This window comes from Daejeonella sp. AP26 (genome assembly GCF_056680515.1).
Genome location: NZ_CM155286.1, coordinates 2,118,631 through 2,145,552 on the forward strand (window position 1 = coordinate 2,118,631; position 26,922 = coordinate 2,145,552).

16 protein-coding genes are annotated in these 26,922 nt (G+C 44.7%); 6 read left to right on the forward strand and 10 right to left on the reverse strand.

Features of this window, described 5'->3' with window-relative positions; genetic code table 11:
* Positions 1–8 precede the first annotated feature (8 nt).
* Complete coding sequence (locus AC1MCB_RS09135; protein WP_479968440.1) at positions 9–1,811, reverse strand: class I mannose-6-phosphate isomerase; 1,803 nt, start codon at positions 1,809–1,811, stop codon at positions 9–11.
* Positions 1,812–2,113: 302 nt separating this feature from the next.
* On the opposite strand from AC1MCB_RS09135, the gene AC1MCB_RS09140 reads away from it, so the two are divergent.
* The gene (locus AC1MCB_RS09140) at positions 2,114–2,848 is read left to right on the forward strand and encodes a GntR family transcriptional regulator (protein WP_479968441.1); all 735 of its coding nucleotides are present in this window, start codon (positions 2,114–2,116) and stop codon (positions 2,846–2,848) included.
* 110 nt (positions 2,849–2,958) lie between these two features.
* On the opposite strand, the gene AC1MCB_RS09145 is transcribed toward AC1MCB_RS09140, so the two are convergent.
* The 4 genes from AC1MCB_RS09145 to AC1MCB_RS09160 form a co-directional block, all read right to left on the reverse strand.
* Positions 2,959–4,188: an alkaline phosphatase family protein gene (locus tag AC1MCB_RS09145; RefSeq protein ID WP_479968442.1), complete on the reverse strand. Its 1,230-nt coding sequence runs from the start codon at positions 4,186–4,188 to the stop codon at positions 2,959–2,961.
* A 1,407-nt stretch (positions 4,189–5,595) separates the two neighbouring features.
* Complete coding sequence (locus AC1MCB_RS09150) at positions 5,596–8,976, reverse strand: TM0106 family RecB-like putative nuclease (protein WP_479968443.1); 3,381 nt, start codon at positions 8,974–8,976, stop codon at positions 5,596–5,598.
* Positions 8,977–9,665: 689 nt separating this feature from the next.
* Positions 9,666–10,298, reverse strand: a complete 633-nt coding sequence (locus AC1MCB_RS09155) for a response regulator (RefSeq protein ID WP_479968444.1) — start codon at positions 10,296–10,298, stop codon at positions 9,666–9,668.
* Positions 10,291–13,743: a PAS domain S-box protein gene (locus AC1MCB_RS09160; RefSeq protein ID WP_479968445.1), complete on the reverse strand. Its 3,453-nt coding sequence runs from the start codon at positions 13,741–13,743 to the stop codon at positions 10,291–10,293. The genes AC1MCB_RS09155 and AC1MCB_RS09160 overlap by 8 nt, the downstream gene beginning before the upstream one ends.
* A 507-nt stretch (positions 13,744–14,250) precedes the next feature.
* Here AC1MCB_RS09160 and AC1MCB_RS09165 point away from each other — a divergent pair.
* The 5 genes from AC1MCB_RS09165 (at position 14,251) to AC1MCB_RS09185 (ending at position 22,023) form a co-directional block, all read left to right on the forward strand.
* The gene (locus AC1MCB_RS09165; RefSeq protein ID WP_479968446.1) at positions 14,251–14,766 is read left to right on the forward strand and encodes a DUF4402 domain-containing protein; all 516 of its coding nucleotides are present in this window, start codon (positions 14,251–14,253) and stop codon (positions 14,764–14,766) included.
* A gap of 174 nt (positions 14,767–14,940) precedes the next feature.
* Entirely contained in the window at positions 14,941–15,711 is a 771-nt protein-coding gene (locus AC1MCB_RS09170) for a fimbrial biogenesis chaperone (RefSeq protein WP_479968447.1), read from the forward strand.
* Between the two features lie 74 nt (positions 15,712–15,785).
* Positions 15,786–16,274 carry a DUF4402 domain-containing protein gene (locus AC1MCB_RS09175; protein WP_479968448.1) on the forward strand — a complete coding sequence of 163 codons (489 nt, stop codon included), beginning with the start codon at positions 15,786–15,788 and terminating at the stop codon, positions 16,272–16,274.
* A 25-nt stretch (positions 16,275–16,299) separates the two neighbouring features.
* The gene (locus AC1MCB_RS09180) at positions 16,300–20,052 is read left to right on the forward strand and encodes a hypothetical protein (RefSeq protein WP_479968449.1); all 3,753 of its coding nucleotides are present in this window, start codon (positions 16,300–16,302) and stop codon (positions 20,050–20,052) included.
* A 183-nt stretch (positions 20,053–20,235) separates the two neighbouring features.
* On the forward strand, positions 20,236–22,023 hold the full coding sequence (locus AC1MCB_RS09185) for a PAS domain-containing protein (protein ID WP_479968450.1): 1,788 nt from the start codon (positions 20,236–20,238) through the stop codon (positions 22,021–22,023).
* 381 nt (positions 22,024–22,404) lie between these two features.
* Here AC1MCB_RS09185 and AC1MCB_RS09190 read toward each other — a convergent pair whose 3' ends face one another.
* The 5 genes from AC1MCB_RS09190 to AC1MCB_RS09210 form a co-directional block, all read right to left on the reverse strand.
* Positions 22,405–22,932, reverse strand: coding sequence for a hypothetical protein (locus AC1MCB_RS09190; RefSeq protein ID WP_479968451.1), 528 nt, complete (start codon positions 22,930–22,932; stop codon positions 22,405–22,407).
* A gap of 902 nt (positions 22,933–23,834) precedes the next feature.
* Positions 23,835–24,479: a C40 family peptidase gene (locus AC1MCB_RS09195; RefSeq protein ID WP_479968452.1), complete on the reverse strand. Its 645-nt coding sequence runs from the start codon at positions 24,477–24,479 to the stop codon at positions 23,835–23,837.
* A 321-nt stretch (positions 24,480–24,800) separates the two neighbouring features.
* Positions 24,801–25,169, reverse strand: coding sequence for a hypothetical protein (locus AC1MCB_RS09200; protein WP_479968453.1), 369 nt, complete (start codon positions 25,167–25,169; stop codon positions 24,801–24,803).
* 367 nt (positions 25,170–25,536) lie between these two features.
* Entirely contained in the window at positions 25,537–26,223 is a 687-nt protein-coding gene (locus AC1MCB_RS09205; RefSeq protein WP_479968454.1) for a DUF6266 family protein, read from the reverse strand.
* 42 nt (positions 26,224–26,265) lie between these two features.
* The gene (locus AC1MCB_RS09210) at positions 26,266–26,904 is read right to left on the reverse strand and encodes a DUF6266 family protein (RefSeq protein ID WP_479968455.1); all 639 of its coding nucleotides are present in this window, start codon (positions 26,902–26,904) and stop codon (positions 26,266–26,268) included.
* Positions 26,905–26,922 lie beyond the last annotated feature (18 nt).

Sequence of the window (26,922 nt, forward strand, 5' to 3'; positions counted from 1 at the left end):
AATGCTTGTTATTTGACGAAAGCCTTAACTACCCTGGCCACACCGGGCCCTGAGTTTATGAGCTTATAGCTCCCTGCGGCTGCAGGTACCACAAAAGTTTCCGCGTACTGAAACGTTGCAAGCGTTCCGTCACCAGTTTCAATACTGACGGAAGAACCTTCCACAAGCATCAGAATATGGCATACGTCATTGTTTTCGACATCTATCCGGGTGTTAAATTCCATACGATGGACATCATAAAAATGGTCTGGGTGGGTAGGCAGATGATACACAGACCAATCGCCGCCCTTGTCAAGGATATATGGCTTCGATACCAATTCTTCTTCCACACGATTTCCTCTCCTGTCAAAATTCAGATTGTTGAATGCATGCTCAATGTTTATCGGCCGGGGTTTTCCGTCCAGGTCCATGCGTTGCCAGTCGTACATTTTGAAGGTAAAAATGTATGGTGTCGCACTTATCTCTAAAACCAAAGATCCGGAGCCGGCACTATGAACAGTACCATTAGGTATCAGGAAGAAGTCGTGCTGCCTGGCGGGCAAACTCTTCACATATTTATCTATATCGACTTTTTTCCCGTCACGGTTACTGTCATCAAGCTCTTTGCGAAACTCAAGCTGGTCAATATCTTCCTGAAAGCCCAGGTAAACCACTGCATCTTCCTTCGTTTCCAGCATATAGTATGTTTCATCCTGGGTGATCGTCTCGCCGAACTCTTTCTGAATGTAGCTTAAAGATGGATGACATTGTATAGATAGGTTACCTCCGTCGAAGGTATCTAAAAAGTCAAATCGAATAGGAAAGTCAGTTTGGAACCGTTCGGCGTGCTTACCCAGAACAGCTTTATACTGGCTGAACATTAAAAAATCAAAACTGATCTCCAGCAACCAGCCGTCGCTTTCAAAAACCAGCCCATTTTCAGGCACGATAAGCTCGAACGACCAGGCATAATTTACTGCATCTTTATTCAGACCGGCGATGCGGTCTTTCATATAATGGCCACCCCAGGCTCCCGGTGAAAACCATGGCCGCGCCCTGAAAACAGATTGAGAAATTTTCCGGAGACCTTCGTAAAGGTCGGTAGTCTTGCTCCAGTTGACCTTATTTCCCCACTGGGTATCTGCCAACACGGTAATTTTATCAAGTAATGCTTTTTTGTGTTCGTTCAGAACAACCCAATCCACAAAGTAAAAGCGCTTATACATACTCACCCCGTCCTCCGCGTTCACTGCACCCAGATTGTTGATCGAGCCCGCCCGCATGCGATACTGTAACTCATTCTTCGGAAGATCGAAATACACCAAAGTCGCATCCCATCCACACAGTGAAGCTCCAGTTCCTATTACAATGTTAATGTCTGCGGTTTCATCCTGTGAAATAGACTCTATCCTGTCCTGCATGAAAAAATCACCAATCTCCAGGGTCGTCTTTGTTCCCCACACAGAATCCGGAGTACCCAGGAATGGGGCCACCATAGCCTCTATGTCAGAAGCTGGCTTCAAATATTTCGAAGTGTCAAACCACTTAACGGTTTTACCCAATTTTTTGAATTCACTCTCCAGGTCTTCTTTAATACTGTCCCAGTAAATGCCCGCGTACCCATCCAGCATGGCTACTTTGCTACCCGAAAGGAAGTCGGCCAATGTGTTATAGCCTGAAAAAATTTGCCCATTTCCCAGCGCGTGAGACGGATAAATATTGTAACCCCCGGAAGCAGCATTTCCACGTTCCAGACGATCGGGCATCAGCTCTTCGTTTGATTTACGCACTTCTACACACTCTTTTGTACTACCGACTGTATCAATATCCATAATATTTGCTTGTACGTATGTATACACATACTGTTAATAAATTGAAAACCGCTCCTATGGCTTTCATTTGCTGATAATCTCTTACCTGCCTGACAGAACCGGCTCTGTGTTAGCTAGTATGTACAAACATATAGAATTAAACAATGATTGCAAATATTTTTTTATTTGTATTTTAGAACGGTATTAGGCTCTTTAAAGAGCTGACTGCAAGGCAACCAATGTGGTTTTAGGCACAAAGCCGCAATATGTATGTACAAACATACAAAACCTGCTTTTTTTACTACCTTTGTTTTTATACGACTATGAAGTTATCCATTGATCATAAAAGTCCGGTTCCGCTCCATATTCAGGCGGAGGAATTGCTAAGGCAGCTTATTGATGCTTCTGAATACCACAACGGAAAATTCTTACCCAACGAGGTAGAGCTTTCCCGGAAGCTGGCCATTTCACGATCTACTCTGCGCCAGGCTTTGAACCGACTGGTGTTCGAAGGTCTTTTAATCCGCAAAAAGGGTGTTGGCACCAAAGTAGTACAAAACCGGTCGGTAAGTTCTAAGTCAAAAAACTGGTTAAGCTTTTCCCAGGAGATGCAAGCCCGTGGAATCCCAATCAAAAACTTTGAACTTCATATCAGCTGGGTTTACCCTGACGAGCAGGTTGCTAACTTTTTTGCCATAAAGCAGGACAAAAAGGTATTAAAACTGGTGCGTTTGCGGGGGCAGCCGGAAGGGCCGTTCGTTTACTTCGAGTCCTTCTTCCATCCCCGTGTCGGGCTCACCGGTGATGAAGATTTTAAGCGTCCGCTATATGAAATGCTTGAGAAAGACCATTCTATCGTCGCCTATATCTCAAAGGAAGAGATTAGCGCTACTGCAGCGGATCCCTTCATCGCAGGAAAACTTGAGATTGAACCCGCAAGCCCTATCCTGGTTAGAAAACGGTTCGTCTTCGATAAAGCCGAACGTCCAATTGAATACAATATGGGATATTATAAGGCTGATAGCTTTAGTTATACGGTGGAGAGTCGGCGGGAGTAGCAATACCTTGAAATGTCAGGTTCCCAGGTATGAGAATTACAAGCCGAATATCACCGGCCAACCAGGTTCCTGAACTCTATTTCATCAATTGATCCCGTTACCCCCAATAATTATTCAGGTTTCAATATCCAACGGTTCAATACATTGTAAGGAAACTCCAAAACCACTTTGTAGAAATCCGAAGGACTGTTTGTTACGTCAATGACCGCAGAGCTATTTTTTACCGGAATTTCGGCCATTAGTTTATAGCTGTCGATTCCACCGGACTTGAAATTATTCGTTGTGCTCACCCATATTTTCACTTTTCCGGCGGGATTCAGCGTCTTCCAGTTCAGTTGTATCTTATTACCCTTCAGCACAGCTGACGGCTTTATAGCTGAAAGCTTCCCGGTTAGCGGTATGCCATCAATTTCAAACATCTTTTTCTTCGGGATGCGAACATCGAGGAATGATGCCAGTGATGGCATAATGTCGACAATTCCAGGATTCTCATGAAAGAAATAGCTGTTCAGGCCTTTGGCATTGGTGGCAATCCATATAGCTCTTTCCCTTTCCCCGTGGCCACCATGGCCGTAACCACTGCTATCTCTTCCATGATCGGTAGTAACATAGATCTGCCATTCTTCATTATGATTCTTCTCACGAAACTGAATGGCCTCATATAAACGTCCGATCTGATCATCGACTATCCGCACCGCATCCGTCAAATATTTGCTGTTGCCATGCCGGTGCCCCATTTCATCAGAGTATTCCAGATATACCCACGAAAGATCCGGAGCATTTCGCTTGATCGTGGCCACCGCTGTATCCACCACTGCTTCATCTATCAAATGATAAAAATAGCCCGAAGTATCATGAGGAAAGGTAATGGTATCCAGTTCCATCCCGTCGTAATGGAACTCCGGAAGCAGATTACCGGCCGCAGCTGCGTCGCTGCCGATCAACTTGGTCCGGTTGTCTAGCCAGGTGGAGAAAATGGCTGTTTTCTTCTCAGGATACTGCGCTTTAAAAAGGCGAAAAATATTCCAGTAGTTGTAATTGGGGGCTTCAATTTCATTTCCCCAAACATTATGCTTATTTACCCATGTTCCTGTCAGCAGGCTGTTGTACCCTACCGCAGAAATGGTCGGTGTTTGAGAATAGTTTCCTTTTTCACCTCCCACATAGGCGCGTGCAAAGCCACCATGCGCAGTCATCTTTTTTAAATGAGGCATTGGCAAACTTTCGATCAGGTCCGCAGGAATGCCGTCCGCGATTAAAAAAATCGCTTTATGCTTCTTTTGTGCCCATGTAAGGTTACTGCTCAGAAGTAAAATAATTATAAGAGGGATTCTATACATCAGGCTGGTCTTTGAAATACAATTCTGCAATTTAATATATTATAAGGTATCAGGTGTCAGCAATCAGGCATCAGCTTTATTCGGTTAGATTTAAAGGCAGTATCACGGATAATAATTTCAATTGTGCTGATTGCAACCGATGGAATGCCCCCTTGATCATCCATCATTGCGGCTCACAATTCTGATGAATATCGGGGTTGGTTTGATTACAGATATTGATGAGGCAGTATGAGCCGTGACAACCCGCAAACGATGAAATGCTGCTATTAATCAATTCGTCATTGCGAGGCTCAAAATTCTGATGAATATTGAGGGTTTTATTTGATTACAAATATTGTAATGAGCCAGGATGAGCCGCGGCAATCCCCAACCGATGAAATACTGCCTCCCTGCTTAACAATTTCTCTGCCTTATGTTCTTTAGTGAGTCAAAACAACTTAAGCTTATGCAGTATTTTCTTCAGTCGCTACCGCGGGTCATACTTTTTTCTGCAGGCAAAAAAGTATGCAAAAAGCCCGCCGCCGCTTTAAATGTTATGAAAGTCAGCAGGTAGGCTTTGCCTGTGCATCCCACATTTAAAAATGCGGAAGAAAAGTGAACGAAGAGATTTTCTGTGGGCCCTATATAGCAGTTAGGGTTGTGTGTTAATCGGTTTATTTCTTTTGTTATTAATGCAATATAGCAATCAACATAGCTTCAGTAATCCAACAGAAATCCTGCCCGTACATTGATTATTTTCATTCGGGCCTTGTCACCCTGAGCGGAGCTCGAAGGGCGGCCTCCGGGATATTTTGTCTGCGCCTAGCGGAAGAAAGCTGAACGGAGAGGTTATCTGCGGGCCCTATATAGCAGTTAGGGTTCTGTGTTTATCGGTTTATTTCTTTTGTTATTAATGCAGTATAGTGATCAACCTAGAAACAGTACTCTATGAAACGCTGCCCTTACGCTCATTATTTCGGTCGACCACGTCACCCTGAGGCGGAGTCGAAGGGCGGCCTCCGGGATATTTTGCCAGCCTTATAAGGGTGTTCGTTTCAATTGCCTCCGGCTTTAGCCGGAGGGTTAATAGCAATTGTTAGGAAAGGCTTTACCCAAACCATCTAACAACCTGCTCTTCAGAAGCGGATCAGGCTTGGAGCACAAAAAATACCGGAACCAATAATGCCGTGGTCTTAAATAAACTTCATGTTTTGGCTGAAGCCATCAAAATACTTAAATTGTAACCACAGGCTAAAGCCTGTGGCAATTGACCTATGCAGTTTTAAAGGGTGTCATCTTCAACCGCAGCCCGCATTAGCCGGAGTGTCAATAGCAACTTTCTTCCCAGCTTTAGCCAACCCTAAACCCAGTAGAAACACAACCCCATAAACCTATAAACCCATAAACTCCTACCCCATAACCCTCTTTCTACCTCCCCACCTCCAAATACCGGCAAAAAGCATTCGCCAGCCGCATCTGCTCCGGGTTTTTGCAGTTCGGCTTAAATAACTCCGGACTCGCCACCAGTATACATGCAGTCCGCGCCCTTGAAACCGCCACATTCAGCCTGTTTGCACTGTACAGGAAACCCATACCTCGTGGCGCATCTTCCGGACGTGAGGTCGTCATCGAAAAAATAACCACTGGCGCTTCCTGTCCCTGGAATTTATCTACAGTGCCCACATGAACGCCTGGCGGCAATAAGGAGATCAGTTGGACCACCTGCGAATTATAGGGTGCGATAACCATGATATCATCAAGAGTAAGAACCCTTGTCTGCCCCTCTTTGTTGGTCCAGAAAATAGAGCCGTTGCACAGCTGACTAATAAGTAATTGAATATGAGCGGCCTCCTCCGCTGAGGAACTTTGATTGCCCTGGTGGATCACCGGCTCGAACCATAAGCCGGCCCCGGAAAATCGCGTGTCGCCGCTAAGCAGCTGGTTCTCTAATCCTGCTACCGGGTTCAAAAGGCTTTCATAGAAAAGCTCGGAAGTGAAGTCACAGATCTCAGGATGCAATCGCCACGTTTCATTTAAAAAGATCCCCTGCTCCGGTTGAATGGTCTTATGCTCCCTCAGAATATGCTCAAGAGCCGACACCTCTGTCCCTTCCGGGTGACTTCCCTTTTGGGGCTGTTTCAATTGTTGCGGATCTCCCAACAGCACCAGCGAATTTGCCGCCTGCGAAACAGCAACCGTATCAATCAAAGAAAACTGGCCGGCTTCATCCACAAACAGAACATCAACCGCTTCAGCAAACTCCTCCCTGCACCAGAGCCAGGAGGTACCGGCGGCGACCATCACCTTGCCTGACTGAAGCGCTGCTAATACTTCCCCGTTATCCTTTGCCTCCATAATCCGCGGATGCAGATTGTCAGATGCGGAACCTACCTTCTGAATACAGCGCAGATCAAAATCCTGTTCGGCGGCTGATCGTACCACTTTCTCCAGCAATCCCCTTATCACCTTGTGGCTAAGTGCCGTAATGCCCACCTTCTTGCCGGCCCGTACCAGCGTCAGGATCATCTCCGCAGCCGTATGACTCTTCCCAGCTCCTGGCGGACCCTGTATAGGCAGAACTCCGTTTTCGATCATCTGCACCCATTCTACCGCCCGCTTCTGTGCGTTAGCTTTCTCCATGGGTAAGGCTGATGAACGCGGTGCATAACCCAATAACAGATCCCGCCCTGCCCGGTAATTCCCGTCACCATCAATCCCATGCGCTGCTACCCAACTGGCGATCCGGAAGATCGCATCTTCTTTTACCTTATCCGGAAGGTTCTCGTGTTTAAAGACAGATACCGGGTGAACAGCTTCCTTACTTGGCCCCTTCTTTATATCGATCGTCTGCTTGACAAGGTCGATAGCGATCACTTCACCGAAGCCTTCTCCACCCGCCGACTTCAAATCATCTCCTTTGCGGATCTCACATTCCTGCGGTGGAAAAGAATAACGGTCGACCACACTCTTTTTCACCTGCTCTCTTGCACCGGTAAAAACCAAACCGCTCAGTGCTGATTTCTCATCCATCAATTCCTCTTCCGGCAACTCGCATAACCTGAAATACTCCCACCAGGTCGCTTTCTTCTCCCGCCGGTACCAGTCCAGCATATTGGCCAGCAACCACCGCCCCTGCTGTTCATGATTCCGTTCTTCTCTTTCCAGCGAAACATCACCCGCAAGCTGTTTATACAGTCGTTCAATCTCCTGCTGGGCTGCTGTCAGCTCTTCGCTGGCCACCCCGTCCCTGGCTTCCGGACGCGGTATATCCGCACCAGCGGCAAGCGACTGCGCCCTTAGCACTTCAAGCCAGGCCCTTAGACTCTTAGTTGACAGGCAGTCCTCCATGTTATAAGTTTCAATAGCTTCGATGGTCGCCGGTGGCAGGTTGTAATCCTTTCTTTCCAGCAAACGCTCGGCAGTACGAAGCTGACGGGCCGCTTCCCGCAATTCCATTTTTCGCTCAAACTCATGGAATACTTCGAGCTCTTTCAATGAGTAGCGTTCAATACCAGCGATCACCGTTTGCCTTGCAACCTGGTACAGGTCCACGAACACCCCTGCCCGAAGTAGTTCATCCAACTCCATTTCCCTGGTTCCATACCTGCCGCTCAGGCGCTTAAAGGCCGATGGCTCATAAGGTGTATAGTGATAAATATGCAGGTCGGGATATTGCGAACGGCGTTCCATCAGCAGGTCCATAAAGGCTTCGAACGCGGCCTTTTCATCGGCAGCCGTAAAAGCCCAGTTTCGCTGGTAATCCTGTTCAGATTCATGGTTGAATACCCATCCAAAAAGATATTCCATTCCATTGCTTCCAATAAAGGGATCGCCTTCAAAATCAAAGAAGATATCCCCGGCCGAAGGTTCCGGCAGGTTGAACAGTCCGCTTCCGGGTTTAAATTCCAGGACTTCATATAAGGGCTGGTTCGTATTTCTCGACTCATACTGAAGCCGGGCCTGTTCTCTCAACTTCTCAAACGTGCGTACCGATCCTTTGGAAGGCCTGAACGTAAAGGGCAAAGGCAGCTCAGCCAGCCCCTCCAGGGTATCTACCTGCCGGCTGTTTAACTCTACCCGCTGCGAATTCGATAAACCAGCCACTATAGACAAATGATCGTCATCACGCCGCTGCCGGTCGCACTTCTGCCACCAGCGGCAAATCTCGCAGTGGTCTGCAGGATGCGGGTAGCTTGTCTGGCCACCAACACCCTGACTGATCTGCGAAAGCAAGTCTTTCTTGACCAGCCGGTGGTAAGCCAGGTAATCATTCACACGGTAGCTTTGCCTGGTGAAACCGTCAAGCGGCGTGATCACATACATATACTCGGGCATCTCCCCCTGTATTTCCGCAATCATCTCCGAATAAAGACAGAGCTGCAGTATGGTACCCGCCTTTGTTTCCGTGGCCAGCTTTGAATCAATCACCTCGTACGACCAGCTGCCCAGCAGGCTCGGCTTTTCTACCCGCTGCAAAAAGTCAAACCGTCCGTTCCATGGCTCACTATTCAGCACCCCCTGGTAAATCAATCCAACGCCCGCCTGCATCGCTTTAATGGTTTCCTCAACGTTCAGGTATTCCGCAACCGGCTCAGCGATGCTCAGCCCTTTGTCGCGCATTTGCTGAAGGTATTCCTGCTCGAACTCCCTGCCCCGCTGCTGCAATAGGTCCAGCAAAGGATCGTGATATTGTGGCTGCGCCAGCACGCCTTCAGCAACCCCCAAATCCAGGGCAGAAACATGAACACAGGAGATGTAATTGGAAAGATCCCCTGCAGATAATGTGATCCGGTCGTTGACTTTTTTCATGCGCGCTGATTGATTTTTAAACTCAATTAATGTACAAATATTACGGTGGAATTAGTAATGGAACAGGGAGGAATGGGTGGTGGCAATCCCGATGAAGGATCGGGATCGAAATGATCTCTAACGGATGAGATACTGCCTCGATCACTTGTGCTTCTGCTATGTGTTCTTCGGTGGGTTTAAAACAAAACTTAGTTTCATGGTCCACCTTCTGTAGTCGCTACCGCGGGTGTCAATTTTTTCTTCAGGAAAAAAAAGTAACCAAATGCCGACCGCAAGGGAGACCATTCATGCTAATAAAAACAATAAACAATTTGAATAAATCCCGCCGCTGATTTTAATTGTTATTAAAGCTAATACTTGGGCTTTGCCTGTGGTTGCCACAATTAAAAAAGGCGGAAGAAAAGGTGAACGGAGAGGTTTTCTGTGGGCCTTATATAGTAGCTAGGGTTCGCCTTTTATCGGCTTGTTTCTTTTGTCATTAATGCAGTATAACGATCAAGCGATTGCGAGGTTTACTGTATAACCGAAGAAATGCTAGCCTTAAAACCTCTTCATTACGAGGCCAGGAAAAACTCTGTGAATGATCTCTTGTCGGATGAATCTTCCAGGTTATAGCTTTCATTAAAGCATTATAATCTCAGCTCCATACTTTAAGAATCAACCAACACAACGGTCGCGGTGACCAGATATTAAACCATGTTTAGCCGTATTGCATAGTTCATCAGTTCAGCGTTGTTCTTCATATGCATTTTTTCCAGTATTCTGGATCTGTAGGTACTAACCGTTGACGCACTGAGTGAAAGTTCAGCTGAAATTTGTGACACCGTTTTGCCTCCTGCTATTAACAGCATGATCTGAAATTCTCTGTCTGATAAATGGTTATGAGATTCCCCATTCGGCTCGACGCTAAATTGATCCGCCAGTTGCTGGGCTACAGAGTGCGTGATATACTTCCTTCCGGATAGAATCTGATTAACTGCGGTAACCAGCTCCTTATCGGCAGCATCTTTACTCAGATATCCGGCAGCACCGGCCTTTAATGTCCTGATTGCCAGCTGATCTTCATGGTGAAAACTAAAAATCAATACAGGCAACTTAATACCCTCGGTTTTCATTTGTTTTAATATATCAAAACCGCTGCGGCCGGGAAGATCCAGGTCAAGGATAAGAACATCCCAAACTGCGGATTTAAGCAATTTAAATACCTCCGGAGAGTTGGTTGCTTCGCCAAATTCAATCATTGAAAACTCTTCTGAAAGGATATGCTTAATTCCGCGACGAATAGCCGAATGATCATCGGCAATCAGGATACGTTTATTCATTATTTATATTAACTGAAAAGTGAACCGTTGTTCTTGTTTTTTGATCACTCTTAATGAATAATTTACCACCAACCAAACCGGCCCGCTCACGCATTCCCAACAAGCCCATCGAAAATGGATTATTAATTTTATCCTGCACAATTCCTTTGCCATTGTCGGTTATCTTCATAGATAAAACATCGTTGCTCAACTCCATCTCCAGTTGTACTTCCGTGGCCTCTGCGTGTCTGGCCACATTAGTTAATGCTTCCTGACAGATCCGGAAAAAACAAATAGAAAGACTTTCGTTCACGAATTGGTCCTCGCTGACATTAAACTTTGTGGAGGATCTGATACCCGTTTTTTTCTCAAAATCATTAATCAACCAGGCAATAGAAGGAAACAGTCCCAGTGTATCCAAAATTCCGGGCCGTAATTCAGTGGCAAACTCCCTTAAGAATTGAATACTTTCATCCACATCAGTCATGACGGTTGTCAGAACCCGTTCGGCATTTGCCGGATTATTCAAAAATTGTTTTTTAAGCGATGACAAAGACATTTTAAGGCCGGTAAGTTGCTGACCGAATTCATCATGGATCTCGCGTGCAATCCGCGCTCTTTCTTTTTCCAAAATCGCATTTTGCTGCCTTGCGAATTTCCGGATCTCGCTTTCAGATTTCATAAGCTTTTCATAAGCTTCTTTTCTCTCTGAAATATCAGCTTCAATGTCAAAATAATGTGTCAGCTTACCATTGGCATCGAACAAAGGCTGGTGTTTTACTTCCACCCAGAAAGGGCGTCCGGATTTCGTATACTTTAGGATCTCACACTCAAAAGGCTTCATCCTATTTAAATTATTATTTATAAAAGCTATAACAGACGGGTTTGTGTCCCGGCCATGAAGTAAGGCACGAGATTTCCCTATAACATCATCAGATGGAAATTCAGTCATCCTGGTAAATGCTTCATTCACCCATTCAATATTACCTTGTGGATCAGTGATAATCACCGCGTCATTTGTTTGTTTAGCAATTAACGAGAGTTTGCGTAATTCTTCTTCCGCATGCTTCTGTTCAGTGACGTCAATGATTACGTTGACGCCTCCGGCTAGTCTGCCATTTGCGTCAACCATAGCCGAAGGGAATGGAAGCACATACCGGTATTTTCCACCCGGCTGTTTGACAATAAGCTGCTTACCACGAACAGGAACTCCGGTTCTTAGTGTAATATCCATAGGGGATTGACCTTTCTCAACGGGCAGAAAATCCGGGTTAAAAATTTGCATTTCACCATTCAGAATTGGTTTCCCAATCTCGGGATGAAAGCCTAACAGAGCGACAGCTGCCTTATTATACAGCTTTATGGCACCTTCCGCATCAGTGGTAAATACGGCAGCCGGTAAATTTTGTATCAGATCAACATATTGCTTTTCGCTTTCTTCTAATTTTTTACGCACCTGCACCTGCTCGGTCACATCCACTCCAAAATAAAAGATACCTTCTATCTGCCCCGCGCTATTGTTAAAAGGCTGAAACATAAAATTTAAATATACCTCCTGGAGGTTCCCGTCTCCCCTTGTGTCGAGCTGAAAGGGTGTCTCAAACCGGGTAAAGGTTTCGCCGGTTTCAAAAACATGGTCGAGCCATTGCTGAACAGGCTGAACTTCGTCCTGCGAAAATATCTCCATCGCCGGCTTGCCCAGTAAATCTTTTTTTGCTGTAAATTTATAATATAAAGAATTTACACTTTCAAATGTGTGGTCCTTCCCCTTTACGATACACATACTGACCGGCGCTTCATTAAACATCCGCTGGAAGCGTAGCTGTTCATTCTCAACCGTTTTTTCAAGATCCTTCTTTTCGGTTATGTCCCTTGCTACTGCATAGATCAGTTGCTCCTGCGCCAGGCTATTGGATGTCCACGACATCCACACGACATCACCGTTTTTAGTAATATAGCGGTTTTCAATGCTGCAATAAGGGTTAATGTTGTTAACAAGATCGTGAATGGCCCGGTGGGTCCTTTCTATGTCCTCTGAATGCACCAGCTTTGTAATCGGGATTGACAGCAACTCCTCATCAGAAAAGCCCAGCACTTTTGTAAATGAAGGATTTACACGTTTAAAGTATCCGTCGTAGCCGACTATACAGAGCATATCCGGGGAAAGTTCAAAGTACTGGCTAAACTCCTGTTCTGATTTCTTTCTTTGCAGATGGCTTGCCAGCTGTTCAATTAGAATCAGGCTTAGCAGTGGTAATTCAGTAATTACGTCCCGGTTTGTTGTGTAAAATCCGAAAACAGCAATAACCTGCTCCTTAAAAATAATTGGTATTCCGACACCTGCTAACAATTTATTATTTTCGGAATACGTTTTCCTGATCCATTCAGTGTTTGTGGCGAAGTAATCCAGCACTGCTGTTTTCTTTTGTTTCCATGCCTGCCCTATCAATCCATCTTCCGACTTCCAGCAGGTATGATCGTCTTCTGCTATACCCCCATCCATGCCCACCCGGCTGAATAGCTTAAGCTCCTTGTTGTCAATATTGCTTATCCATGCTTCGCCAGTTTCTGTTCCCGTGTAAACACAAAGTTCTTTTAATGTTAAGTCCAGACATTCTTTTAATCCCAGTTCAGCCGTAAAGATCTTGCTTAGCCGGGTAACCAGATCTTTTTCCTGCTGTAGTTTAACACGCTCTGTTATATCCTTAGCAATTCCGTAAATTCCCTGAACCCGGTTTTCAACTATGACCGGCATCACCGTTATACTTAGTAGGCATCGCTCACCGCCGGCAGATACAGCATGCATCCGGAAACCAAAAGCCTTTCTTTCCAACGCATCTTTAAAATAACCGCTGATCCGGGAGACATCTTCAGTCTCACACAAATCAGTAAAATGCATCGTTAGCAGATCTTCCGCAGGAGACCCTGATAAGTGAACAGCCGCCTGATTGACACTTGTGAAGTAGCCGTTCCTGTCCAATGAAAACACGGCATCAGGATTTTGCTCAAAAAGCGATTGATATTGCTGTTCACTTGTTTGAAAGGCACTTTTCATTAACACCTGTTTAGTAATATCTTCGGAGGTATGAAGTATGTATGAAATAGTTCCATACGCATTAAATACGGGGGTATTAGTTATTTCACAATACCTTAACAATGAACCGGAGCTGTCAACCGGCTGATGAGCAAACCGCTGGAGATCTATTTTGTGAGTCCTTTTTTCTTCCATCACGTACCTGAGAGAAGCAGACAAGTTTAGTTTTGAGTTTTCGGTGAAATTAACCGGAGTGTTATTAAAAATCTCGGAAAAGTGCTTTCCTGTTAATTGCTCGCGTCGAATGTCGTAAGCCTGCAGATAAGCTTCATTTACCTCAGCAATAATAAAGTCAGGTGATTCAGGTTGCAGTATTAGACCAGGTGTGGGAGCCGCATCAAATATGGCCCATGAATAATCTTTAAGCGACATGTTAATCTATGTGGTAGCAACCTTATATGTTGCTGGTGAATAAAGTAAATGAATAGAAGATGACTAAAGTTAACCTGGTTGACTGACTGTAAGATCATCTAACGATTGAGTCAAATTATTAGTTTCCTTCATCTGGCACGATCAGAAAAATATTGCAAATAGTTACTCAGTATTTCTGTGCTTTTATTGCTTCCCGAAATCAGTTAGCTGGTTGAATTTCAATAAAATGTAAATGGATTTACTCATTCCGGCAAAGGATTTGTCAACCCAGAGGTTCCAAATGATTAATTATGCGTTATCATTTTACTGCATTTTCGGCAGATATGTTTCATCATCTGCACAAACTGTAGCAGCCAACCTGATCTGTAGTTGTTTAAGCTACAGCAAAACCATCGATCCGTCTATATAATTACCTGTTTATGGCATCTACTTTTGTGCACGGAATCATAGGGTATAAAGTTTTGCAAGCTCCTATTATTCAGTACTCAATCCATTTAAAAACAGAATATGATGAAAAATTTTACAAAATTACTTGCCCTTGCAGCAGTGATGTTCGGGTTTTCTACGACAGTTAATGCCCAGGCAACTTCAGATCCTGCTACAGCATCTGCTACGATTATCACCCCTATCAGTATCCTCAAAGTAACTGATATGAATTTTGGTAATATCGCTGTTGCAACCGCAACAGGTGGTACCGTAATATTGACACCAGCTTCAGGCCGGTCTGCAACAGGCGGTGTGACTCTGCCCGCAGCTGCCGGCACCGTTGCAGCAGCTTCCTTCACTGTAAACGGTGAAGGCACGAATTCTTATGCTATAACATTGCCTGGCACTTTCAACTTAACAAGCGGTGTTAACACAATGGCAGTTGCCACATTTACAAGTACTCCTTCAGGTACAGGAGCGTTAACTGCAGGTACTCAAACCTTGAATGTAGGTGCCACACTTACTGTTGCCGCTGCACAGGCGGCAGGAAGTTACACCAACACCACAGATCTAACTGTTACAGTTAACTATAACTAAAAAGAGTTCTATAAAAAAAGCGCTGCTGTAGACAGCGCTTTTTTTATAAACAGTAAGAATCAAAAACTAATGGCAAAAATGCCCACTCGAGTAATTGAACGTTGTCCACAAACACTTTTAGTATTAATTTTTTCTATTCTATTTTTTTTTATTCTATGTAGTACATCAAATGCCGTGGCCCAGGGAAATCTGCTGATCAGCCCGAAAAGGGTGATATTTAATGAATCAATGCGATCAGAGGAGATCAACCTGGCCAATACAGGAAAAGATACTGCCCGCTATGTAATTTCTTTCATTCAGATCCGGATGAAAGAGAATGGAAATTTTGAGCAGATTACCCAACCAGATTCGGGACAAAATTTCGCAGATAAATATCTCCGCATTTTTCCGCGCACTGTTACACTAGCACCTAATGAGGCACAGGTTGTAAAAGTCCAGGTAGCCCAAACCAGTAAACTGTTACCAGGAGAATACCGTTCGCATCTCTATTTCAGGGCCGTACCCAAAGAAAATCCGCTTGACGAAAAATCCGCTATAAAGGATACAACTAATGTATCTGTTCAATTAGTACCCGTTTTTGGAATTAGTATACCAATAATTATACGATTAGGAAAGTCTAATTCAACGATTAACCTTTCAAATCTTGAAATAGAACATTGGCCCGGGTCACCACCAGTTCTTAAAGCCAGCTTTAACCGTAGCGGCACTATGTCTGTTTATGGCGATCTTACTGTATTACATACGTCAATTCAAGGTAAAGTTACCCAGGCAGCTCAAATCAATGGCGTATCCGTGTATACTCCAAACCTTGTAAGAGAAGTAAAAATTACACTGGATGGTAAATCAGGAATTGACTACCGTACAGGAGCTTTAAGATTGATTTACACGGCCTCTGCAAACGGTAAATCTGAAACATTGGCGATGGCTGAACTTGCTCTTGATTAGCAATTTTCCTGGCGCCTGCCAAAAAATAACTATAAGCTCATCAGAATAAGAAAATACGGGAATGACTAACGAAAATGAACAATTTTAATATCGCCATTAAATGGTGCAGTCATCTTTTGCTTTTTCTGCTCCTGCTGATATCTTTCTCAGCAAATTCTCAGGTTACCGTATACACGATTCAGGATTTTAACTTCGGAACATTTTACCAGGGAAATGCCGGCGGAAGCATCACCGTTTCTACAGAGGGCTTACGTTCATCGAGCGGTGATATTGTCCTTCTGAATTCGGGTACTTTAGTATCTCAAGCCATCTTTGATATCGAAGCCCCGGCAGACGCAGTGATTTCTATTAGCAGCCCAAATTCCACATTAAACAGAACAGAAGGGGGAAGCATGGCACTGGAAATAACCGGAAGCAATCCGGCGTCACCTCTTATTACCAAAGCAGTTGTCCCTGAGCGTACAAGAATAAGTTTTAGCGGTCGATTAATAGTTGGTGATGCGACAGCCAATCCCCCCGGGATTTACCAGGGAACATTCTCTATTACTTTTAATTATCAATAATCAGGGCCTTCTAACCTGAACAAACATGACAAAAAGGGTTTTACAACAAGCAGGACAGCGGTTTCTGTTGTTGCATGTTGCCTTTGGCTGCATTATTTCCCTTTTTATATTACTTTTCCCTCAGCAAGCCTATGCTGAAGATGAAATACTTTTTGATGAAGTCTCCGTATTCTTAAACGTTTCAGGTCTGGGTGGTAGAGAGCTGGAGGCCATCATTAAAAAAGAAGAAGTTTATATCTCAATAACCGACCTGTTTGACTTTCTCAAAATAAATAACCAGCTTTCTGCGGATTATGAGTCAATAAGCGGTTTTTTCCTCTTTGAAAACAATCGCTATGTGATAGATAAAACGAAGAACCAGATTCTCTTAGGAGATAAAGCGTATCCCTTAGGGCCTGATGCCCTGATGCAAACTTTAACTGGCTTATATCTTCGTTCAGAAGTATTCGGTAAAGTTTTCAGCCTTCATTGTGAGTTTAATTTCCGGAGCCTTTCCGTTAATCTCCAAACCAAACTCGATCTGCCGGTTATCCGTGAAAGACGTCAGGACATGATGCGGAATAATATCAGCAAGCTTAAACGCGAAATACAGGCCGACACCAGCATTTTTCGAAATTCCCCGGCATTTAATTTGGGGAATTTTGACTGGGCGGTAAACTCTACCTGGCAAGAGAAAGGACTTCAGGACACCCGGTTAAACCTGAGTCTGGGTACCATCATTGAGGGAGGAGAAGCAAATATCGCTCTTAATTATCATACCCGCCAAGACTTTAGTTTACGACAACAGCATTATCTCTGGCGATATGTCAATAATGACCAGAAAGCCTTACGCCAGGTCAAAGCCGGAAAGATCCCTGTACAATCCACATCTTCGCTTTATGCCCCGGTTGTGGGTTTGCAGTTTACAAACACTCCTACAACCTACCGCAGGTCGTTCGGAACTTATACATTGTCTGACTTCACCGAGCCTGAATGGATAGTTGAACTTTATGTAAACGACGTTCTGATAGATTACATAAAGGCAGACGCCTCCGGATTTTTCACCTTCCAGGTACCCATGATCTATGGTAACACGGCAGTAAAGCTCCGTTTTTTTGGCCCATGGGGAGAAGAACGTTTGAAAGAGCAAAAGATCAGTGTACCCTACAATTTTCTTCCGAAGAATGAACTGGAATATACTTTGAGTGCCGGCCTGCTGGAAGACGGAAAGCAAAGCCGGTTTTCACGGCTGGATCTGAAATACGGAATCAATAACAGGATCACAATAGGCACCGGGCTTGAGTATTTATCCTCATTATATTCCGGCAACGTCATGCCTTTTTTTAACGCCTCTGTCAGGCTGAGCTCAAATTTGCTCTTATTGGCAGATTACACCCATGGAGTTCGTGCGAAAGCGATCTTGAATTACCGGATGCCCACAGATCTCTTACTCGAATTACATTATATTAAGTATCAGAAGGGACAGCAGGCACTATTTCAGAACTTCCTGGAAGAACGTAAGGCTATGATCTCCAAGCCGTTCAGAAGTCAGCATATTGCCGGATTTTCCCGTTTAAGCTTTAACCAGGTAATTTATTCAAGTACACAACAAACAACTGCCGATCTGCTTCTGTCAGCCTCCATGAAAGGAATCAGCGCTAACCTGTCTACCTATGCTCAAATGATCAATGATGATTATTTAAACGTATATAGTAACCTGGCTATGGCCTTCAGGCTTCCCACGGGTATTACCTTCAGACCCCAGGTCGAATACGGGTATAAATTCCAGCGGATTAATGAACTCAGGGCAGAAATGGAAAAACAGGTATTCGAACGGGGCTTCCTTAACATGTCTTATCAGAATAATTTTAATTACAATATCCAAAGCTTTGCCCTGGGCTTACGGTTTGACCTTTCCTTTGCACGCGGGTCGTTCTCGGTCAGGCAGACTGATAACCGGGCCATTTTTATGCAATCCTTGAGTGGCGGCGGGCTTTTAGATGCCGGCACCAGGTACTTTAAGATGAATAACCGGACAAACGTAGGACGGGGAGGACTGATTATTTCGCCTTTCCTGGATCTGAACCAGAATAACCGGCGCGATAAGAACGAACCTAAATTACCGGGTCTTAAATTAAAGATCAACGGAGGCCGTGTTCAAAATAACCTTAAAGATACAACCGTGCAAGTATTTGATCTTGAACCCTATAACAGTTACCTGCTTGAACTGAACCGCAGCAGCTTTGATAATATAGCCTGGCAATTAAAAAATGCCGCCTACAAAGTGACTGTCGAACCCAATAAACTTAAACTGATCGAAGTGCCGGTGATGGTCAGCGGCGAAGTCTCGGGTATGATCTACGGAACCGCCGTTGATTCAACAGGACAAGGACGAGTCATTGTAAACTTTTACCGTGAAGGTGTTCCTGCGGCCCGAACCCTCAGCGAAAGCGACGGTTATATCAATTTCCTGGGTCTTGTGCCCGGCGCTTATACTGCCCGTATAGATAGCGCTCAGCTGGCTAAATTAAAAATGACAGCGGCACCCCATTCGAGGTCTTTTACTATCGCTCTTTCTATAGAAGGCGATATAGTTAGTGATATCAGTTTTAAACTGTGGAACACCGAAACTAATAAAGCAGTTGCTTCCCCGTTGCAGCTATCTTCCTCAGACACTTTAGCAGAAAACCATCTTGCCAGAGACATCAACAGCACGCTGGCTGAGGTGAACACAAAAGATGTGAAGCCAGCAGTCATGCTTACTATTGAAAACTTAAACCTGCGTAAAAGAGAGCCTTCACGAAGAAGCATAGCCCAACCTGTTGACGGAGGCACTCAAATGATGCCTGAAGCCAAACTGCCGTCGCCGGGCAATGATCCTGACGCCGGCACAGTGAATGATGCCGGATTCTCAATCAGAATAAACGCAATTGGCGACAGGTCCACCGCCATTAATTTGCAAAACAACCTGATGCTGCAATACAGTCATGCCGTCAGAATCTATTTTGAAGGTAATAACGCCTATCAGCTCAGCATTTCGGGCTTCGAAAACAGAAGTGATGCGGAAGACTTCTTACCTGTATTAGCCCGGCATGGCTTAAAGGACGCATATGTTATGGCCCCGAGAGCAATTTTTAAAACGGCAACTAAAGAAGCCAGTGTCCGGTTTCAGATTATCGCAGGCAGAGCATCCAATTCGGCAGGCATCAGAAAGATACAGCAACTGATCTTTAAAACACTGAACAAATCATCGTTCACGGTTAAGGACGGACAAACTTACAGGGTGTTGATTTCCGGGTATCGCGATAACGAGCTTGCGGTGCAGGATCACCAAAAGTTAGTTGCCGTCGGGTTAGAGAAAGGTTTTATATCAGAATACAGGGCAGAGGTGGTGGAGGTTAAACAAAAATCCACTGCCGTAACGGGTTCTCCGGAAAATCCCCCCTCTCGTCTATCTAAATTGCCTGAGCAATCTGCTATTTCAATCGAAGCCTCAGACCAGATTCCGGCAAGTCAAGCAGAAATAAAGCCGGCGGAAGAGGGCATTGTCCGGTTCCGTGTGGTTACCGAAAAGTCTTCTGACCCGGCTGTGATCAAACAAAATCAGGAAATGATCTTAAAAACGTTAGATCGTCCCTCTTATCCGGTCAGGGACGGTAGTTACTTTCGGTTGCATATCAGCGGATTTAAAGACCGGAAAGAAGCGGAAGCAGCCTTTCGAAAACTTATTGCAGCCGGCATGATACCAGGGTATATTACTTACTACAGAGAACGTACAGTACAGATCAGGTCGTTCTGACAACACCGCCGGGGAACCTTAGCCCCGCTGGTATATTCTGTGGCTTGTCGCATTTTAAACTACAGCAAAAACGGTGATCATACTATAAATAACCGCTGTCGCAGCTTATATCTTTAAGCACAAAGTGAACCTTGCGAAGAGTAAGGTATTTGATTGCATGTATAAAAAAGAAAATTTTGCTTGATGTCTAAATTTACACACTATGAAGCCCTTTTCGATGCCTCTCAGGTTCCAAGCCTGGTTCTGCTGAATGATCAGCCGCACTTCACTATTCTAGAGGCTAATGAAGCATATTGCCGGTTAATGCAAACGAGCAAACACGAATTGATCGGTAAAGGGCTGCTTGAAGCTATTCTGCTAAATCTTTCTGAATCGGGGTCTGACGCGGGATTCGACATGAAAAACTCGCTGGAGCAGGTCATGACTACCAAAACCGGCCACACCCTGACTATTCAGAAATATAGCAATGCGCCTGTTCATGGTACTGAGCAATACCAGTTAAAGTACTGGAATTATGAAAACTCTCCGGTTTTAAACGAACAGGGCGATGTCATACTCATCGTGCATGCTGCAAGGGATATTACAGACCAGATCCTTGCTCATGAGCGGGAAAAAAAAGCCAGTGTGGAATTGCTTAAAAGCCAGGAACAATATCTTTCCCTGTTTCATAACAATCCGGATGCGGTATTTTCATTCTCTATAGACGGCAGCTTTAACAGTGCAAATAATGGATTGGCGCAACTCGCAGAGTGTTCTATGGAGGAACTGATGGTAAAGACCTTTATACCATTTGTGGCCCCGGAAGACCTGGAAAAAGTAAGAGTGCACTTCCAGAAAGCCTGTGACGGGGAAATACAAAATTATCATACCGGAATGATAACCGCAAAGGGCAAAAGACTTGTAGTTAATGTAACGAACTTACCCATCATCGTAACCAATTCCATTGTAGGTGTCTACGGTATCGCAAAAGATGTTACGAACACCGTTCAGGCTAACAATGACTTGCAACAGAGCCGGGCGGAGCTCCAAAAGATTATGGATTCCTCGCTAGATCTTATCTGCACTATTGATGAGAACCGAAAATTTGTCAAGGTAAGCAAGGCATCCCTGACTCTCCTGGGTTATTTGCCGGAAGAACTGGAAGGCAAACCTTATTCAGATCTGATTGATCAAAGCGATAAAGAACGCATGGAGAAAATGTCAAGCGATATCAAAACCGGCCCGGTGGTAAAGAGCTTTGAAAACCGCTGCAGAAGGAAGGATGGTGACATGATCATCATGAGCTGGAGTGCCTACTGGGATGAAAATGACAGACTATCTTACTGTGTGGGCAAGGATATCACCAAACGTGTAAAGGCGGAAGAAGATATCAGGAAAACTGAGCAAATAGCCCGTTTGATCATGAATTCAGCCCTGGATGCAATCATCTGCATGAAACCCAACGGACATGTTACTTTATGGAACAACCAGGCGGAGAAACTATTCGGCTGGACAAGTGAGGAAATGTTAGGGAAAGACCTTGCAGATTTCGTCCTTCCTGAAAAATATCGAAAAACACTTAAAAACACACTGAGGCAGTTTATCAAAAGCGGCGTATCAACGATCATTAATAAGGTTGTCGAGGTTTATGCCATCAATCGCAAGCAGGCAGAATTTCCGATAGAGTTAATTATTATTCCAATTGAAAACGGAGGAAAACCATTCTATTGCGCGTTTATCAGGGATATCACCCAACGCAAGCAGTATATCTCTGAAATCGAAGATCAAAACACTAAACTGCGTGAAATTGCCTGGGCTCAATCCCATGTCGTCAGAGCCCCGCTGTCCCGCATTCTCGGTATTGTGGACTTGATTAACAGTCACTCGCTGGATAACACATGCGAACTGTTTGATGCCCTGGCAGCGTCGGCCAAAGAACTGGATCAGGTAATAAGAGATATCGTTAAAAAAACAAACAGGTTGGAGGTTTGAACAATTGGTTTAAACAATTCACACTGGTGTAGTACCTGGAATTTGATCTCTTTGCCGGTCAGATCCCAATAAACTTTTGTGCATAAACCACTATCGGACAAAGCAGCAGAAAATCGAATAACAGTGAGATTCCCAAACTATCAAAGATGTGCTTCCTGGGCCATTTTTCTTTAAAGGATTTGCTAAGAAGCAAAAAAGTTATCATGAGCTTTCTTTCTTAAAATGTATGCCGGTTTGCATGACCAATAGTGAGTGCAAATAATGGATTATCTGTCAACTATTATATCGTTGGGAGTCTCAATATAATGTAGTGGTTTGATCTACATTGGGTTACCAGACTGGCGAGTTAATGAGATCTTAAATAAATTTAATTATCGTGTCTCAATTGAATATACTCCGGAAATAGTAAACTAGTGCAAAAATCAATGCCAGTGCGACCAGATACCATAAAGTATAATTCCGGGTATTTAGAGCTTTCTCCTTCAAACGTGTTTGAGTCAGTTGTCGCTCAGTTTCCGTGGTGTTCGACGCAGTCTTATTTATGACATTGGCTCTCATGGACTCACTTTCTTTCGAGCCTGCTTTAAGCTGCTCATTTATAACAAGGCGGCTAGCAATTCCAGTAAAACCATCCTTAGCTGAATAATTGAAACGGCCTTCCGGAAAGATCTCTGTGAAGGATTGTTTTTCGGAGGAATCCTGGTGATTATATATACGCACTGCGTCGACTTGAGTGCTTTCCCTGGCTTTTGTTTCCCTCCGTATGTTTTGCTTCTGCAAGCTATCAGCCTGGAGGAAAATCTTTTCTTTAAATACTGAACAGGCAGTTATGAGGGTAAGGCAGATACCCAGGATATGGACGTTTACCAATCTTATATCTGGTTGCGGGGTTGGTATGGTTAGTTTCATGGTTTTTGGGTTAAAGGATTATTGGTTTATGGGTTTATAGGTTTATAGGTTTATAGGTTTATGAAATGCTGCCTTGATTATCTCGTCATTGCGGGGCTCAAAATGTTGATAGATGTTGAGAGCTTAGTTCATCCCAGAAAATTGAAACAGGTTAGTATGAGCCGCCAATCTTCATGGTTTTTGAGTTAGGGGATTATAGGTTTATGGGTTTATAGGTTTATGAAATGCTGCCTTCGATTATCTCGTCATTGCGGGGCTCAAAATGTTAATAGATGTTAAGAGCTTAGTTCATCACAGAAAATTGAAACAGGTTAGTATGAGCCGTGGCAATCTCCAACCGATGAAATGCTGCCTTGATTATCTAGTCATTTCGAGGCTCAAAATGCCGACAGATGTTAAGAGTTTGGTTCAGCACAGAAATTGAATCAGGTTAGATGAGCCGTGGCAATCTCCAACCGATGAAACTCTACCCTTTGATAGTGCTTTGTCTTCGTCCATAGCTGAAGAAACCAGAAACTGTTAATTATCTTCTTCAGTCGCTACCGCGGGTGTCACTTTTTTTCAACAGGAAAAAAAAGTAACCAAATGCCGACCGCAAGGGAGACCATTCATGCTAATAAAAACAATAAACAATTTGAATAAATCCCGCCGCTGCTTTAAATGTTATGTAAGTCAGTAGGTAGGCTTTGTCTGTGCCGGCCACATTGAAAAATGCGGAAGAAGAGGTGAACGGAGAGGTTTTCTGTAGGCCTTACATAGCGGATAGGGTTTCTCTTTTATCGGTTTATTTCTTTTGTTATTAATGCAGTATAGCGATCAACTCAGGCTTAGTCGGTGCTAGATATAGGATCACCCCAGCTACCCCATTTGCACATCTGCACATTTGCACATTCCGAAGTCTTTCATTGTGTAATAAAATCCGAAACCTGCCACACAGAGCTAACCATCCGTCGTTTTCGTAGCACCCCATCGCCTTCCCTGCTACCTGCTTCGTTGGTATTGCCTTCCACCGTGATCATCCATTTTTGGCTCCAGACATCCACAAAGCCAACATGAGCTATGCGGCCTTTATCCGGAAACCAGATCCCGAAGACATCACCTTTTTGTGGGAGGCTTTTGACTGCTTCTGCAACTCCTTTTCCTGCAACTATCTTTCTTCCTCCTACTTTCCTTTCTGCTACTCCCTCCTTCCCTGCTACTGCCACTTTTTCACCTGCTACTTTCCTCCTCTCCCAAATCACTTTCGACTTCGAAAACAGGCCCGGCGACCAGCCCGTACGTGGATTAGAAACTCCAGCCTGATCAAAAACCCAGCACACAAACGCTGCGCACCAGGGATCACCTTTCTTGAGTTTGACATGGCGGAGATATTCTTCGATTCTGGGGCCGTCGTTCTTGCCGGCTTTTTCTCTGACACCAAGCTCAGCGGTATAGATCTGTTGTACCTGGTTTCTTTTGAGGTCTGCTGATTTGGGGCTTACTAACTGCCGGGGTAAGCCAAGACTGGTAAGGCTTATTATACTGATGATGAAGATTGGTGCTTTCATATTTTGATTTTTTAATTTGTACAGGCCCTGTCAGGCTGAGCGGAGTCGAAGCCAGGCCTCCGGGGATTTCGCACTGTTAATTTTAAAACTTAAATGATTGTGGAAGTCTCCTTCGACTCCGCTCAGGATGACACCCTCAACGGTCAGGATTACCAAACTGACCCTACTAATGGTAATGGCCTTGTCAGGCTGAGCGGAAATGCTTGATGGAAGTCCCCTTCGACTCCACTCAGGGTGACACACGACTCCGCCCAGGGCGACCGTTGATATAAACGTATATCGAACATCACCCGCATTAAGCTGACACCTGACACCTAATACCTAGAGCACCGCCCCCAACACCATCACAAACCCATACAGCAGTGCCAGATAAAACACCAGGTAAATGATCACCTTATGCAATGACAGCAGGGATTTAAAATTCCGCTCAAAGTGATGCGTAGAATAATCGGTAAACACCGGCCAGATCGTCTTAAGCAGCCACCAGGTAACCGCCTTGAAGATGAGCATTGCCGATATCGCCAGGATCACCGCACTGAACGCGCCCGGATCAATGGGCGCAGCTGTGTAATCAACCTGCCGGACGAGGTGCGGGAAGAAAATGAAAAGTAAAAGAATAATGAGTATGCCCGCAAATTCCTTTCTGAAAGGAAAATGCCAGGGGAGGTAGTATTTTTGGATTAAGTCCATGGGTGGGTTAATTACGAATGAAGAATTAGTTAAAAAAAGGGTTATGGGGTTAGGGGTTTATAGGTTTATGCTATAGTGGGTTATATTATCTTCTGCATATCCAGCAATGGAATTCTGCCGCCCAAAAACTTCGTCATTGCGAGGCTCATGATCCATTCGATTCTGAGATCTGGATCTATCACAGATATTTAAACGGGGAGGTATGAGCCGCGGCAATCTCCAACCGATGAAATACTGCCCCTGATGAACACACAACGACGCGGTTTTCAGTGGGCCCGATAGGATCGGCCAGGGTTCTATGTCTAGACCCTATTCTAACTCAGGGCAAAAAAGCTGATACCTGAAAGCTGATACCTGAAAGCTGATCCTAATTCAAATTAATCGCCATGCCACAAATCAACGCACCACCAATATCCACCGCACCGGTATACACGCTATCCGATACTTTCTTCCCATCAGCAGACACAAAATACAACCACGTCTCCACCCTATCGCCGCGAAAGTTGCAGGGCAGGTACAGTTCTGCCCAACGGTCTTCGGAACCGGCGTTTGAACTGTGATAAATCCATTGTTCCTTTTCGGGGTTGTAGGCCAGCAGTACGGCAGTGCCTTCAAAACGGCAGTTATACATGCCGGGGCACCAGCTAAAGGTCAGCCTGGTTTGGTCGGCACTTACAAAGTGGCGACAGCCATGGTATAGAATTCCGGAAGTCAGCTTCACAGCCGGGTAATCAATCGCAAACTCAGGATAGGTTCCGGCAACTGCACCTTTCATTACCCGGGCAAAACTGCTATTAAAGACCGTGATGTGTTTTGCACCTAATTCTGGCAGGGGCTTTAGCAATGGTCGAAGCTGAGAAAGAAATGACAGGGCAAGTGCGAACTTCGCTCTTTGCGCCAATTGTTTCAACGTTGACGGTTTGCTGGATTTCACCGGCATTTTCCGGATGCAATACTGTTTTTTATACCGGTAGCCCACGATGTTTCCAACTTTTCCGCTGAAACCTCCGAGGATACCATTTTCTAACAAGGCCATAATTGATTTCTTTTTCATCAGTTAAAATAAAGAGCCGGGATTTTCCCGGCTCCAATTGAATTAGGCTATCACAACCTCTCCTGTATAAACACTGGTAGAGATCGTCTTTTTATCGGCTGCGTAGAATGCCATCCACACGTGCACCGTATCATCTACAAAGTTTGCAGGTAAAACAAGGGTATCCGTACCCAAACTGCGGGCATCGCCGTCGAGCGTAAAGACGAACTGCGACTGCACGGGGTTATAAACCAGCACCACTGCCTTATCGGTCGCCTTAGCCGTACCCGAAGTGGAGTTATCCTGCCAGGTCACGTTCAGATTGCCACCAAGTGAACTAGCCAAAGGATTCCAGGGACTGGTTAAGTTCCCTTTACTGATCAGCACTTTGGGATAATCAATCTCCAGGTTCGGATAAATTCCAATGATCGCCTCGGCAATCACCTGCGCAGTAGCGACATTATAACCGGTCTTCTTTACCGCCAGACTTTTATAGCCGATGTTCACCACCTCGCTAATTGGCTGCAGGAAGCCAGCCGCCATTCCGAGCTTAGCACGCTGGATCATTTGCAGATCAGTTGGTGCTTTGCTTGAGGGGCGTGGTAAGCTGCGCATGTAGTCTACCCCATTCCAACTGCTGCCCACCACCGTTCCGACCTTGCCGGAGAATGAGCCTAATATTCCTTTTCTATATGTTCCCATATTTTAATCTTAAAGAGT

What these genes read in the sequence shown, in the direction of transcription:
- AC1MCB_RS09180 (WP_479968449.1), top strand. Translation starts at nt 16,300, where the DNA reads ATGACAAAAAGGGTTTTACAACAAGCAGGACAGCGGTTTCTGTTGTTG.
- AC1MCB_RS09205 (WP_479968454.1), bottom strand. Translation starts at nt 26,223, where the DNA reads ATGAAAAAGAAATCAATTATGGCCTTGTTAGAAAATGGTATCCTCGGA.
- AC1MCB_RS09150 (WP_479968443.1), bottom strand. Translation starts at nt 8,976, where the DNA reads ATGAAAAAAGTCAACGACCGGATCACATTATCTGCAGGGGATCTTTCC.
- AC1MCB_RS09165 (WP_479968446.1), top strand. Translation starts at nt 14,251, where the DNA reads ATGATGAAAAATTTTACAAAATTACTTGCCCTTGCAGCAGTGATGTTC.
- AC1MCB_RS09195 (WP_479968452.1), bottom strand. Translation starts at nt 24,479, where the DNA reads ATGAAAGCACCAATCTTCATCATCAGTATAATAAGCCTTACCAGTCTT.
- AC1MCB_RS09140 (WP_479968441.1), top strand. Translation starts at nt 2,114, where the DNA reads ATGAAGTTATCCATTGATCATAAAAGTCCGGTTCCGCTCCATATTCAG.
- AC1MCB_RS09210 (WP_479968455.1), bottom strand. Translation starts at nt 26,904, where the DNA reads ATGGGAACATATAGAAAAGGAATATTAGGCTCATTCTCCGGCAAGGTC.
- AC1MCB_RS09160 (WP_479968445.1), bottom strand. Translation starts at nt 13,743, where the DNA reads ATGTCGCTTAAAGATTATTCATGGGCCATATTTGATGCGGCTCCCACA.
- AC1MCB_RS09185 (WP_479968450.1), top strand. Translation starts at nt 20,236, where the DNA reads ATGTCTAAATTTACACACTATGAAGCCCTTTTCGATGCCTCTCAGGTT.
- AC1MCB_RS09135 (WP_479968440.1), bottom strand. Translation starts at nt 1,811, where the DNA reads ATGGATATTGATACAGTCGGTAGTACAAAAGAGTGTGTAGAAGTGCGT.
- AC1MCB_RS09155 (WP_479968444.1), bottom strand. Translation starts at nt 10,298, where the DNA reads ATGAATAAACGTATCCTGATTGCCGATGATCATTCGGCTATTCGTCGC.
- AC1MCB_RS09175 (WP_479968448.1), top strand. Translation starts at nt 15,786, where the DNA reads ATGAACAATTTTAATATCGCCATTAAATGGTGCAGTCATCTTTTGCTT.
- AC1MCB_RS09200 (WP_479968453.1), bottom strand. Translation starts at nt 25,169, where the DNA reads ATGGACTTAATCCAAAAATACTACCTCCCCTGGCATTTTCCTTTCAGA.
- AC1MCB_RS09145 (WP_479968442.1), bottom strand. Translation starts at nt 4,188, where the DNA reads ATGTATAGAATCCCTCTTATAATTATTTTACTTCTGAGCAGTAACCTT.
- AC1MCB_RS09190 (WP_479968451.1), bottom strand. Translation starts at nt 22,932, where the DNA reads ATGAAACTAACCATACCAACCCCGCAACCAGATATAAGATTGGTAAAC.